This is a genomic window from Micromonospora sp. II (genome assembly GCF_001709195.1).
Taxonomy (GTDB): domain Bacteria; phylum Actinomycetota; class Actinomycetes; order Mycobacteriales; family Micromonosporaceae; genus Micromonospora; species Micromonospora chalcea.
In genome coordinates this window covers 22,291-36,975 of the sequence record NZ_LYXF01000024.1, presented here as the reverse complement: position 1 = coordinate 36,975, position 14,685 = coordinate 22,291, and the positions used below count along the sequence as shown (strand labels likewise).

General features: G+C 76.4%; 1 protein-coding gene. It reads right to left on the bottom strand.

The window, feature by feature from the left end:
- Positions 1-18: 18 nt before the first annotated feature.
- Positions 19-14,667, bottom strand: coding sequence for a type I polyketide synthase (locus A8711_RS12370; protein ID WP_069088279.1), 14,649 nt, complete (start codon positions 14,665-14,667; stop codon positions 19-21).
- Positions 14,668-14,685 lie beyond the last annotated feature (18 nt).

The window sequence follows — 14,685 nt, the reverse complement described above, 5'->3', positions numbered from 1 at the left end:
CACAGATCCCCGGGCGGCTCAGGAGAGCCCGAGGTCCTGGTCGATGAGGTCGAACAGCTCCTGGTTGCTGGCCGCCCGCAGCCGGCCGGCCACCTCGGCGGTGTCCTCCCGGCGTTCCTCGGCGGCGCCGAGCCGTTCGAGCAGGCTGTGCAGGCGCATCGTGATCCGCACCCGGCCGATGTCGTCCGGGTCGCGCAGCGCGAGGGCGCCCTCCAACTGGTCCAGCTCCGCGAGGGTGGGTAGCGCCTCCACCGACGCTTCGTCGAGCAGTTCGGCCCGCAGGTGCTCGGCCAGCGCCTGCGGGGTCGGGTGGTCGAACACCACCGAGCTGGGCAGGCTGAGCCCGGTCGAGCGGGCCAGCCGGCCCCGCAGCTCCACGGCGGTGAGCGAGTCGAAGCCGAGGTCCCGGAAGGGCCGCCCGGCCTCCACGGCGTACGGGCTGTCGTGGCCGATGACCTCGCCCGCGGCGGTGCGGATGAGATCGACCAGCAGCCGTGCCTGTTCGGCCTGCGACAACTCGCCGAGCCGCTTGCGCAGTTCGCCGGCGACCTGGTCGCCGTCCTCGGCGTCGGCGCGCGCCGCCGCGGCCTGGGCGGCCACCTCGGCGATCTCGCTGATCAGCGGCCGGGGCCGGGCGGAGGCGAACACCGGCGCGAAGCGTTCCCAGTCGATGTCGGCGACGGTGAGGGCGGTGTCGTCGCCGTCGAGGCCGGCGCGCAGGGCGGCCATCGCCGGTTCCCGGTCGAGCAGGGACACCCCGCGCCGGCTCATGGCCGCCGCGTGCGCGTCGGTCACCATGCCGCCGCCGGCCCACGGTCCCCAGTTCACCGAGAGGTGCCGGGCCCGCCCGGCCGGCCGGGACTGCGCCCAGGCGTCCAGGAAGGCGTTGCCGGCGGCGTACGCCCCGTGGTCGCCGACGCCCCAGACGGCCGCGATGGAGGAGAAGTGCACGACCAGGTCGAGCGCCTCCGGGTCGAGGAACTCGTCGAGGTGCCGCGCGCCGGCGATCTTGCCGGAGACGACGTCGGCGAGTTCCGCCTCGGTCACGGCGGCGACCGGGTTGAGCCGGCCCACCCCGGCGGCGTGCACCACGGCGTGCACGGCCTCACCGTCGGCGCGCAGGCCACGGACCAGGTCGGCGACCGCGTCCCGGTCGGCCAGGTCGCAGGCCAGCACCCGCGCCTCGGCGCCGAGGGCGGCCAGTTCCGCCACCGCCTCGTCCGCGCCGGGGGCCGCCGCGCCGCGCCGGCTGACCAGCAGCAGCCGCCGCGCGCCGTGCCGGGCGAACCAGCCGGCGGCGTACCGGCCGACGGCGCCGGTGCCGCCGGTGACCAGGACGGTGCCCGGCGCCTGCCAGCCGGCCGGCGCCTCGGCGCGGGGCGCGCGCTCCAGCCGCCGCAGGTACGTCCCGGAGTCACGCACCGCGAGCTGGTCCTCGTCACCGGCGGCGGTGAGGGCCGCCAGGACTCCCTCGGCGGCGGCGGTGTCCAGGGTGGCGGGCAGGTCCAGCAGGCCCCCCCAGTGCCGGGGGTGTTCCAGCGCGGTCACCAGGCCGAGGCCCCACGTGGTGGCCTGGGCGGGGTGGGCTACGGGGTCGTCGGCGCCGGTGGCCACGGCCTGCCGGGTGAGCAGCCAAAGCGGCACCGGTGGCAGGGCGTCCGTGACCGCCTGCACCAGGGCCAGGTTCGCGGTCAGGCCCAGCGGCACGGCCGAGCGGTCGGGGTGCGCCCGCTCGTCGAGGGCGAGCAGCGACACGATCCGGGTGGGCGCCGCGGCGGCGAGCTGCCCGGCGAGCGTGCTCCGGTCGGTCGTCGCCGGGTCGACGGCGAGCTGCCGCACGGTGCCGCCCCGCGCGGTGAGCAGTTCGGCGAGCCGGTCGACGACCGGCTGGTCCGTACCGCTGTGCACCAGGGTCCACGTGCCGTCGACGGCACCCGCGACGAGAGCCCGCGGGCGCCAGGTGATCCGGTAGCGCCAGCCGCCGGCGAGGGTGTCCTCCTGCTGCTGGCGCCGCCACCGGTCCAGGTCCGGCAGCAGTTCCCGCAGCGGCCGGTCCGCGTCGAGGCCGAGCCGGCCGGCGAGCGCGTCGCCGTCGCCGGACGCCACGGCCCGCCAGAACGCCGAGTCGACGTCGTCGTGCGCGGCGGCGGGTGTGTGGGTCGCCGCCGCGTCGAGGGTCGGCCAGAACCGCTGGTGGGCGAACGCGTACGTGGGCAGGTCCACCGGGGCGGCGGTGCCGGGCAGCAGTGCCGGGAAGCGTACGGGCACGCCGTGGCAGTGCAGCCGGGCCACCGCGCCGAGCAGGGTGGCCACCTCGTCCTGGCCGGGCCGCTGCACGCCGGTCACGACGACCGGCGCGTCCACCGGCAGCGCGTCGGCGGTCAGTGCGGTCAGCACGGTGTCCGGCCCGATCTCCAGGAACCGGGTCACCCCGTGGGAGTGCAGGTGGGTGACGGTGTCGGCGAAGCGCACCGCCTCGCGGACGTGGCGGACCCAGTAGTCGGGTGTGCAGAGCTGCTCGGGGTCGACGACCGTGCCGGTCAGGTTCGACACCAGCGGCACCGTCGGCGGGGCGTACGACAGGGTCGCCGCGACGGCCGCGAACTCGGCGAGCATGGGCTCCATCAGCGGGCTGTGGAAGGCGTGGCTGACCCGCAGCCGCTTGGTGCGTACGCCGAGGTCGGCGAAGTGGGCGGCCAGTTCGGTCAGCACGTCCTCGGCGCCGGCGACGACGACGGCGGCCGGCCCGTTGACGGCGGCGACGGCGGGCTGTCCCGGCGTGCCGGACAGGGCCCGCAGCACGTCGACCTCGGGCGCGGCGACGGCGAGCATCCCGCCGCCGGGTGGCAGGGCCTGCATCAGGCGCCCCCGGTTGCCGACGAGCGCGCAGGCGTCGGCCAGGTCGAGCACTCCGGCGACGTGGGCCGCGCTGATCTCCCCGACGGAGTGCCCGGCCACGAAGTCGGGCCGGATCCCCCAGTGTTCGAGCAGCCGGAACAGCGCCACCTCGACGGCGAAGAGCCCGGCCTGGGTGAAGACGGTCTGGTCGAGCAGGTCGGCCTCGGCGGTGCCGGGCTCGGCGAACAGCACCCCGCGCAGCGGCCGCGGCAGGTACGCGTCCAGGTGCTGGCACGCCTCGTCGAGGGTCGCCGCGAAGACGGGGAACGTCTCCCACAGGCGTCGGCCCATCCCGGCGTGCTGCGCGCCCTGGCCGGAGAAGAGCGCCGCCAGCGCGCCGCCGGGCTCGGCGGCGCCCCGGGTGAGCCCGGGGTGGTCCTGCCCGGCCGCCAGGGCCCGCAGGCCGGCGAGGGCGGCGTCGGCGTCGGCGGCGAGCAGCACCGCGCGGTGCCGCAGCGGGGACCGTCCGGTGGCCAGTGCCCGGGCCGCGTCGGCCGCGGGCGTTCCGCTGCCCGGCAGCCAGTCGGCCAGCCGGGCCGCCTGCGCCCGCAGGCTGTCGGCGGTGTCTGCCGATACGACCCACGGCAGCAGCGGCGTCCCGTCGGCGGCGCCGGGCGTGCCGCGGCTGGAGCTGGTCGTGGGCGCGGCGGCGCCGGCCGGACGGGGGGCGGCGGTGTCGGCCGAGGGCGTGGCGGGCGCCTGTTCGAGGATCACGTGCACGTTGGTGCCGCTGACCCCGAACGACGACACGCCGGCGCGGCGCGGCCGGTCCACGTCCGGCCACGGCTGCGCCTCGGTCAGCAGCGCGACGGCACCGGACGACCAGTCCACGTGCGGCGACGGCTCGTCCACGTGCAGGGTGGGCGGCAGCAGGTCGTGCTGGAGGGCCAGCACCATCTTGATCACGCCGGAGACGCCGGCGGCGGCCTGGGTGTGGCCGATGTTCGACTTCACGGAGCCGAGCCAGAGCGGCCGGTCGGCGGGGCGCTGCCGCCCGTACGTGGCCAGCAGGGCCTGCGCCTCGATCGGGTCGCCGAGCCGGGTGCCGGTGCCGTGCCCGTCGACGGCGTCCACGTCGGCGGCGCTCAGCCGCGCGTTGGCCAGCGCCTGGTTGATCACCCGCTCCTGCGCGGGCCCGTTGGGGGCGGTCAGGCCGTTGCTGGCGCCGTCCTGGTTCATCGCCGAGCCGCGCACGACGGCGAGGATCCGCCGGCCGTCGCGCTGGGCGTCGGAGAGCCGCTGCAACATCACCAAGCCGACGCCCTCGCCCCAGCCGGTGCCGTCGGCGGCCCCGGCGAACGACTTGCACCGGCCGTCGAGGGCGAGCCCCCGTTGCCGGGCGAACTCCAGGAACGGGCCGGGGGTGGCCATCACCGTCACGCCGCCGGCAACCGCGACGTCGCACTCGCCCTGCCGCAGGGACTGGCAGGCCAGGTGCAGCGCCACCAGCGACGACGAGCAGGCGGTGTCGACGCTGACGGCGGGCCCCTGCAACCCGAAGTGGTACGCCAGCCGACCGCTGATGACGGCGGCGACGTTGCCGGTGGCCTGGTAGCCCTCGGTCTCGACCCGGGCGGCCATCAGCAGCGTCGCGTAGTCCTGGCCGTTGGTGCCGACGAAGACGCCGGTGTTGGTCTCCCGCATGTCGGCGGGCGCGGTGCCGGCCCGCTCGAACAGCTCCCAGGCGCTCTCCAGCAGCACCCGTTGCTGCGGGTCCATCACCATCGCCTCACGCGGGGAGATGCCGAACAGGGCGGCGTCGAAGCCGGCGGCGTCGGTGAGGAAGCCGCCCTCGCGCACGTACGAGGTGCCGGGCCGGTCGGGATCGGGGTCGTAGATGGCTGCCAGGTCCCAGCCCCGGTCGGTCGGGAACTCCGCTATGCCGTCGCGTCCCTCGGCGACGAGTCGCCACAGGTCCTCGGGGCCGGCGACGCCGCCGGGGTAGCGGCAGCTCATCGAGACGATGGCGATCGGCTCGTCCAGCGCGGTGGCGGCCCGCACGGGCTCGGCCGCCGGGGTGTCGTCGCCCGCGAGCCTGCCCGCCAGGTGCTCGGCGAGGGCGTCGGGCGTCGGGCGGTCGAACACCAGGGTCGCCGGCAGGTTCAGTCCCACCGCCTCGGCGAGACGGTTGCGCATCTCGACGGCGCTGAGCGAGTCGAAGCCGATCTCCCGGAACGACCGGTCCGCCGCCAGCGCCTGCGGCGAGGACAGGCGCAGCACCGCCGCCGCGTGGACGCGTACGAGGTCGAGCAGGACCCGACGGCGTTCCGGTGCGGCGAGGCCGGCCAGCCGGCCGCGGAGCGGGGACGCCGCGTCGGGCGTGCCGCCGTCGCGCTGCCCGGCCGCGAGCAGCCGGGCCACCTCGGGGATGTCGGCGATCAGCGGCCGGGGGCGGGCCAGCGTGTAGGTCTGCAGGAACCGGTCCCAGGCGATGTCCGCCACGGTGAGCGTGGTGTCGCCGTGGTCGAGCGCCTCGGCCAGGACGGAGACCGCGAGGTCGGGGCGCATGGCCCGGACGCCCGAGCGGAACATCTGGTCGGCGGCGCCCTCGGCGTCGACCATGCCGCCGCCGTCCCAGGCACCCCAGGCGACGGCGGTGGCGGCCCGTCCGCGCCGTCGCCGATCCTCGGCGAGCGCGTCGAGGAAGGCGTTGGCGGCGGCGTAGCCGCCCTGGTGCCCGCCGCCCCAGACGCCCGCGCCGGAGGAGAAGAGCACGAACGCCGACAGTTCGTCGCCGCACGCCTCGTCGAGGTTGACCGCGCCGGCCACCTTGGCCCGCAGGGCGTCGGCGAGGTCGGCGACGTCGGTGGCCGCGACGGGCGCGGCGTGGGCGACACCGGCGGTGTGGAACACGGCCCCGATGTGGGTGCCCTGCCCGGCGAGCCGCTCGACGAGGGCCCGTACGGCGGCCGCGTCGGCGACGTCGCAGGCGGCCACGGTGACTGTGGCGCCGGCGGCGCGCAGTTCGTCGGCCAGCTCGTCGGCGCCGGGCGTGGCGGGGCCCTGGCGGCCGGTCAGCACCAGCTCACCCACGCCCTCGCGGGCCAGCCAGCGCGCCACCTGGGCCCCGATGGACCCGAGGCCGCCGGTGACCAGGACGGCGCCGCTGGCGGGACGCCAGTCCTGCGTCGCGGTGCGCTCGGCGCGGGCGCGGACCAGTCGCCGGGCGAACACCCCGGAGGGGCGCAGCGCCAACTGGTCCTCCGCGTCGACGCCGGCCAGCACCGCCACGAGCCGGGCCCGGTCCCGGGGGTCCAGCTCGGCGGGCAGGTCCAGCAGTCCGCCCCAGCGGTCCGGGTGCTCCAGGGCGACCACCCGGCCGAGCCCCCAGAGCATCGCCTGGCGGGGGCGGTCGAGCTGGTCGGCGCGGCCGGTCGAGACCGCGCCGGCGGTGGCGCACCACAGCGGGGCGGTGACGCCGGTGTCGCCGAGGGCCTGGACCAGGGCGTACGTGGCGGCGAGACCCGCCGGGACGACCGGGTGGGCCGGGTGCGGCGCGTCGTCCAGGCCGAGCAGGGAGAGCACCCCGGCGACGGGCCCGCCGGTACGCGCCAGCCGCTCGGCCAGCACCGGCCGGCCCGTCTCCGGCACGTCGATCCGGATGACCTCGGCCCCGCCCTCGCCCAGCGTCCGGGCGACGCCGTCGACCAGGGGGTGCTCGGCTTCGGCGGCCGGCACGACCAGCAGCCACGTACCGGCGAGGGTGGCCTCCGGCGCGACGGCCAGCGGCTTCCAGGTCACCCGGTAGCGCCACGAGTCCACGGTGGACTCGTCGCGGCGGCGCCGGCGCCAGGAGGAGAGCAGCGGCAGCGCGGGGTCGAGGGAGCTGACCGTGGCCTCGTCGATGCGCATGGCGGCGGCCAGCGCAGACGCGTCGGCGCGTTCCACGGCCTCCCAGAAGCGCCGGTCCGCCTCGTCGGTGCCGGCGGGGGCGGGGGCGGTCACCGCCGTCGGCTGCGGCCAGTAGCGCCGGCGCTGGAAGGCGTACGTGGGCAGCGGGGGCGGCGGGCCGGTGGGGGCGCCCAGGATCGCCGTCCAGTCGACGGGCACGCCGTGCACGTGCAGTCCGGCGAGGACCGTCAGCATGCGCTGCCAGCCGCCGGCCACGGTGTCGTCGGCGGCCACCACGACGGCGTCGTCGGCCCGCGCGCTCTCGCGGATGCCGGCGGCGAGCACGGTCGCCGGGGCAGCCTCGAGGAGGACCCGGTGGCCCTGGTCGAGCAGGGCGCGTACGGCCGGTTCGGCGTCGGCGTCGGTGGTCAGGTCCCGATACCACCGGGCGGCGTCGAGGCCGTCGGTGTCGACCGGGCCGCCGGTCGTCGCCGAGTACAGCGGCACGTCGGCCGCCCGGAGGGTGATCCCGGCCAGCGCGTCCGGGCCGTCCTCCGCCGGGCTGGCGAGGGCGATCGTCCTCGCCGCGTCCTCCAGCGACAGCGCGCCGGCCACGCAGGCGGCCGCGAGCGCGCCGTGAGCGTGCCCGAGCACGGCGGCGGGTCGTACGCCGAGGGAGCGCCACCAGCGTCCCAGCGAGACGGCCACGGCCCACCGGACGGCCGGCGCCACCCCGGGGTCGGCCGGGGTGGGAGCGCCGTCCGCGCCGCGCAGCACGGCGGCGAGCGACCAGTCCACGTGGGGGGCGAGGGCCGCCTCGCAGGCGGCGATCGCGGTGGCGAACTCCGGTGCCCGGTCCAGCAGCTCGACGGTCGCGGCGGGCCACGGGTCGCCGTGGCCGGGGAAGACGAGGACCGGGTCGGCGGCGCGCGCCGCGACGCCGGTGACGGCGGCGGTGGCCTCGCCGAGGTGGAACGACTCCAGGGCCCGCATCAGGTCGACGGTGTCGCGGCCGAGGACGACGGCGCGGTGGTCGAACGTGGCCCGGGTGGTGACCAGGGCGTGCGCGACGTCGGCCGGCGCCAGCTCCGGGTGTGCCGCGAGGTGCGCCTTCAGCCGGGCCGCCTGGTCGCGCAGCGCGGGGGCGTCCACGGCGGAGAGCACGAGGGGTACGACGTCGGCGCGCGGCCGGTCGGTGGGCCGCGCGCCGACCGTCTCGGCGGGCGGCTGCTCGATGATGACGTGCGCGTTGGTGCCGGAGATCCCGAACGACGACACCGCCGCCCGACGCGGCCGGTCCACGGCCGGCCAGGGGGTGGGCTCGGTGGCGAGTGCGACCGCCCCGGCGGTCCAGTCGACGTGCGGGGAGGGCTCGTCCACGTGCAGGGTCGGCGGGACGAGGCCGTGCCGCATCGCCATGACCATCTTGATCACACCAGCGACACCGGCGGCGGCCTGCGTGTGCCCGATGTTCGACTTCACCGACCCCAACAGCAGCGGCCGGTCGACGGGACGCTCCTGCCCGTACGTGGCCAGCAGAGCCTGCGCCTCGATCGGATCACCCAGCGTCGTGCCGGTGCCGTGCGCCTCGACGGCGTCCACGTCGGCCGGGGTCAGGCGGGCGTTCGCGAGGGCTTGGTGGATCACGCGCTGCTGCGACGGGCCGTTCGGGGCGGTGAGCCCGTTCGACGCGCCGTCCTGGTTGACGGCCGTGCCGCGCAGGACGGCGTGGATACGCCGGCCCTCCCGCTGCGCGTCGGAGAGTCGTTGCACGAGCAGCACGCCGACGCCCTCGGACCAGCCCGTGCCGTCGGCCGACGCGGCGAACGACCTGCAGCGGCCGTCGGCCGACAGACCCCGCTGCCGCGAGAACTCCACGAACGTGCCGGGCGTCGCCATCACCGTCACACCACCGGCCAACGCCAAATCACACTCACCCGACCGCAACGCCTGCACCGCGAGGTGCAACGCCACCAGCGACGACGAGCACGCCGTGTCGACGGTGACCGCCGGGCCTTCGAGGCCGAACGTGTACGCGACCCGGCCGGACAGCACGCTGCCCGAGTTGCCGGTGCCGACGTAGCCCTCGACCTCGTCGGCAAGCTCCATCAGCTGGGAGGCGTAGTCGTGGTACATGACGCCGGCGAAGACACCGGTCCGGCTGCCCCGCAGCCGCTGCGGGTCCAGCCCGGCGGACTCGAACGTCTCCCACGACGCCTCCAGCAGCAGCCGCTGCTGGGGGTCCATGGCGAGGGCCTCGCGGGGCGAGATGCCGAAGAAGGCGGGGTCGAACGCGCCGGCGTCGTACAGGAAACCGCCGTGGCGGGTGTACGACGTGCCGGGGTGGTCGGGGTCGGGGTCGAACAGGCTCTCCAGGTCCCACCCGCGGTCGGTGGGGAACTCCCCGATCCCCTCCCCGCCGGCGGCCAGCAGCGCCCACAGCTGGTCGGGCGTCTCGACGCCGCCCGGGTAACGGCAGGCCATGCCCACGATCGCGAGCGGCTCGTCGGCGCGGGTGGTGGTCCGCGCGCCCGGCGCGGCGGGGCGACCTGCGGCGCCGGCAAGTTCGGCGTGCACATGGGCGGTGAGCGCCTGCGGCGTCGGGTAGTCGAACACGAGCGTCGAGGGCAGCCGCAGGCCGGTGGCCGCGTTCACGCGGTTACGCAGGTCGACGGCGGTCAGCGAGTCGAAGCCCAGCTCCCGGAACGCCCGGTCGGCGGGCACGGCTTCCGCCCCGCCGTGCCCGAGCACCTGCGCGACGAGGCCGCGTACCAGCACGTCGAGCTGGGCGCGCGCCTCGTCGGCGGTCAGGCCGCCGATGCGGGTCGCCCAGGTGGTGCCCTGTCCCGCCTGGCGGCGGGTCGTGGTCGTACCGACCAGGTTACGAAGCATCGGCGGCACCAGGCCGGCGCCGGCAGCGGCCCGGAGGGCGGCCAGGTCGATCACGGCGGGCACCAGGGCCGGCCGGCCGGCGGTCAGGGCGGCGTCGAACAGCCGCAGCCCGGTCTCGGCGCTCATCGCGGTGATGCCACCCCGGGTCGATCGCGCCCGGTCCGCCTCGTCGAGGGACGCGGCCATGCCGGGGGTGTCCCACATGCCCCAGGCGAGGCTGACCGCAGGCAACCCGAGCTGCCGCCGGTACACCGCCAGCCCGTCCAGGAACGCGTTACCCGCCGCGTACGCCGACTGACCCGGCGAACCCAACACACCCGCCACCGACGAGAACACCACGAACAAGTCGAGACCCAGACCCGCCGTCGCCTCGTGCAACAACCAACCCGCCGACACCTTCGGCGCCAACACCCCCGCCAGACGCTCCTCGGTGACCCGCTCGATCACCCCGTCATCCAGGACACCAGCCGTGTGCACCACACCCGCCAGCCGGCCACCGGCGGAAACCTCACCGACCAGCCCGAACACCTGGTCCCGGTCCGTCACGTCGCAGGCGACCACCCGCACCGACGCACCCAGCGCGGACAACCGCTCCGACAACTCACCCGCACCCGCAGCCGCCGGGCCACGCCGAGACACCAGCACGAGAGACCGCACCCCGTGCGCCAACACCAGATGCTCCGCCGCCAGCGCGCCCAACGCGCCCGTACCGCCGGTCACCAGCACCGCGCCGTCACCCACCACGGCGCCGTCCGCCGACGAGGGCGCTACCGCGCGCACCAGACGCGGCACGAACACCTCACCCGAGCGCACCGCGACCTGACCACCGAACGTCACCGGCTCGTCGGCCACGGAACCCAGCACAGCCAGCAGCCCGGCGTCCGCGTCACCGTCGACGTCCGCCAGCACGATGCGGCCCGGATGCTCCGACTGCGCCGACCGCAGCAGACCCCAGACCGCCGCCGCGGCCAGGTCGGTGACCCGGTCTCCGTCCCCGATCGACACCGCACCCCGGGTCACCACGACCAACCGCGACTCCGCCAGCGCGTCGGCCGCCAGCCAGGACCGCACCGTCGCCAGCACCTGCGACGTCGCCGCCCGCACCGACTCGGGGCCATTGTCGACGGCGGCGGCGTGCATCTCACCGGGGACCGAAGCAGGTTCCGTCTCGACGTGCAGGGCCCGGCGCAGGCCACCCGCCGGCACCAGCAACAGACGCGGCGCCACACCCGACGCCACGGCGACCGCCTCGACGTCGGCGTACACCGGCAGCTCAGCGACGGCCGGCAGGTCGGCGGCGGGCGAGCCGAGCAGCGCCCACCCGGAGGCGTCCCCGGCCGGGGCGACCTCCTGGGCCTGCCAGGCGACCTCGAACAGCGACCGGGCCGACGCGTCCGGGGACGCCGACACCCCGGTCAGCTCGCGCAGGGCGAGGGTGTCCACCGACACCACGGCCGCGCCCGACTCGTCGCACGCGACCAGGCGCACCGCCGAACCGTTGCGGGTCAACCGCACCCGCAGCACCCGCGCACCCGAGGCCCACACCTGCACACCCTCGAACGCGAACGGCACCCGCGCCCCGCCCGAGCCCTCCGAGCCGGACAGCAGCCCGATCGGGTGCAGGGCGGCGTCCAGCAGCGCCGGGTGCACGCCGAACCCCGCAGCGTCACCGGCCACCTCGTCCGGCAACACCACCTCGGCGAACACCTCGTCACCGCACGCCCACACCCGGCGCAGCCCTCGGAACACCGGCCCGTACGACAGGCCGCGCTCGGCCAGGGCCGGATACCAGCCCGCCACGTCCACCTCGACACCGTCGACCGGCGGCCACTCCCCCACGCCCGGCTCGTCGGCCGACGCCGGCTCCAGCACACCCTCCGCGTGCGAAACCCACTCCGCCTCGGGATCACCCTCGGGCTGCGAGTGCACCGCCACGACCCGGGTGCCGGTCTCGTCGGCCGCACCGACGCGCACCTGCACCCGCACCGCGCCGGACTCCGGCAGCACCAGCGGCGCGSCCACGGTCAGCTCCCGCACCCGCGACGCACCCACCTCGTCACCCGCCCGCACCGCCAACTCCACCAGGGCAGCGCCCGGCACGATCACCGCGCCGGAGACGACGTGGTCGGCGAGCCACGCGTGCGTCGATGTCGAGAGACGGCCGGTCAGCACCACCATGTCCTCGCCGGCCACGGAGACCGCCGCGCCGAGCAGCGGGTGCCCGGCCGCGCCGAGGCCGGCACCGGAGACGTCCGTCCAGCGGCCCGCCGGCTCCAGCCAGTAGCGCTGGTGCTCGAAGGCGTACGTCGGCAGGTCGACGTGCCGGCCGCCGGCCCGGTCGAGCAGGCCCGCCCAGCCGACGGCGCGGCCGTGCACGTGCAGCGACGCGAGGGCCTCCAGGAGGGCCTGCGGCTCAGGCCGGTCGTGGCGCGACACCGGCACCAGCAGGGGCGCCGGCTCGTCCTCCGCGCGCTCGGCGAGGCAGTTCTGCGTCATGGCGGTGAGGACGCCGTTCGGTCCCACCTCCAGGTAGGTGTCGACCTCCTCGGCGCGCAGGCAGTCGACGGCGTCGGCGAAGCGAACGGTGCCGCGTACGTGGCGCACCCAGTAGCCCGGGTCGCAGAGCTGGTCGGCGTCGGCGACGCGGCCGGTCAGGTTCGACACCACCGGGATAGTCGGCGGCCGGAACGTCAGTCCCTCGGCGACGGCCGCGAACTCGGCCAGCATCGGGTCCATCCGGGCGCTGTGGAAGGCGTGGCTCACCCGCAGGCGGCGGGTCTGCACACCCCGCTCGGACCACACCCGCTGCACCTCGTCGAGCGCCTCGACGTCGCCCGCGACCACCACGGCGGCGGGGCCGTTCACGGCGGCCACGTCCAGCCGGCCGGGCAGCCCCGCCAGGGAGGCGGCCACCGCGGCCTCGTCGGCGGCCACGGCGAGCATGCCGCCGCCCGCCGGCAGGGCCTGCATGAGCCTGCCCCGCGCGGCGACCAGCGCGCACGCGTCGGCCAGGGAGAGCACGCCCGCCACATGCGCCGCCGCGATCTCGCCGATGGAGTGCCCGGCCACCAGGTCCGGCACCACACCGAACGACTCGATCAGGCGGAACAACGCCACCTCGACGGCGAACAGGCCCGCCTGGGTGAACACCGTCTGGTCCAGCAGCTCCGCCCCGGGCGTGCCCGCCCCGGCGAAGAGCACCTCCCGCAACGGACGCGACAGCAGCGGATCCAGGTGACCGCACACCTCGTCCAGCGCGGCGGCGAAGACCGGGAACGCCGCGTACAACCCGCGACCCATGCCGGCGCGCTGCGCGCCCTGGCCGGAGAAGAGGAAGGCCACCCGGCCACGCGGGGCCGACGCGCCGGTGATGACGGCGCCGGTCGGCTCGCCCGCGGCGAGGGCCCGCAGCCCGGCGAGCAGGTCGTCGGCGTCGCCGGCCAGGACGACCGCGCGGTGTTCGAGCCCCGCGCGGCTGACCGAGGAGACCGCGACGTCCACCGGACGTGGGGCGTCGATGCGGGCGAGGTGGTCGGCCCAGCGGCCGGCCTGCCCCGCGAGCGCCTCTGGCGTACGGGCGGAGAGGAACACCGGGGCGAGCGGGAGCGCGACCGGCGCGTCGACGGCGGGGGGTGCCTCGTCGGTGGACGGGGCGTCGTCGCCGGGCGCCTCCTCCAGGATGACGTGCGCGTTCGTACCGCTGATGCCGAAGGACGACACGGCGGCCCGGCGCGGCCGGTCGGTGGCCGACCACGCGCGCGCCTCGGTCAGCAGCGAGACCTGCCCGGCGGACCAGTCGATGTGCGGGGACGGCTCGTCGACGTGCAGGGTGGCGGGCATGGTGCGGTGGCGGATCGCCTCGATCATCTTGATCAGGCCGGCGGCGCCCGCGGCGGCCTGGGTGTGACCCAGGTTCGACTTGACCGAGCCCAGCCAGAGCGGCCCGCCGTCGCCCCGGTCCTGCCCGTACGTGGCCAGCAGCGCCTGCGCCTCGATGGGGTCGCCGAGGGTGGTGCCGGTACCGTGCGCCTCGACCACGTCGACGTCGGCCGGCGAGAGCCGGGCGTTGGCGAGGGCCTGCCGGATCACCCGCTCCTGCGACGGGCCGTTGGGGGCGGTGAGTCCGCTGCTGGCGCCGTCCTGGTTGACCGCGCTGCCCCGGACGACGGCGAGGATGCGCCGGCCGTCGCGGCGGGCGTCGGAGAGCCGTTGCAGGAGCAGCACGCCGACGCCTTCGGACCAGCCGGTGCCGTCGGCGGCGGCGGCGAACGACTTGCACCGGCCGTCGGAGGCCAGGCCCCGCTGGCGGGAGAAGTCGGCGAAGGTGCCCGGGGTGGACATGACCGTCACACCGCCGGCGAGCGCGAAGTCGCAGTCCCGCTGGCGCAGCGCCTGCGTCGCGAGGTGCACGGCGACCAGCGACGACGAGCATGCCGTGTCCACAGTGACGGCCGGGCCCTCCAGCCCGAAGGTGTACGCCACCCGGCCGGACACCACGCTGCCGGAGTTGCCGGTGCCGATGTAGCCCTCGACGCCGTCGGGCAGGTCCAGCACCCGCGACGCGTAGTCGTGGTACATGACCCCGGCGAAGACGCCGGTCCGGCTGCCACGCAGCGCCTGCGGGTCGATGCCGGCGTGCTCGAACGCCTCCCAGGAGGTCTCCAGCAGCAGCCGCTGGTGCGGGTCCATCGCCAGGGCCTCGCGGGGGCTGATGCCGAAGAAGCCCGGGTCGAACTGTGGCGCGTCGTAGAGGAAGCCGCCCTGGTTGCTGGTCGACGTGCCCGGGTTGTCCGGGTCGACGTTGAAGAGCCGCTCCAGGTCCCAGCCCCGGTCGGTCGGGAAGTCGCCCACCCCGTCGCCGCCCCGGTCGACGAGGTCCCACAGCTCGGCCGGGCTGGACACCCCGCCCGGGAACCGGCACGCCATGCCGATGACGGCCATCGGCTCGCGGTCCTTGGCCTCCACCTCGCGTACCCGCCGGCGCGCGTCGCGCAGGTCGGCAGTGGCACGCCGGAGGTAGTCGAGGAACTCTGCCTCAGTGGGCATCGGGCCACTCCGTATCGG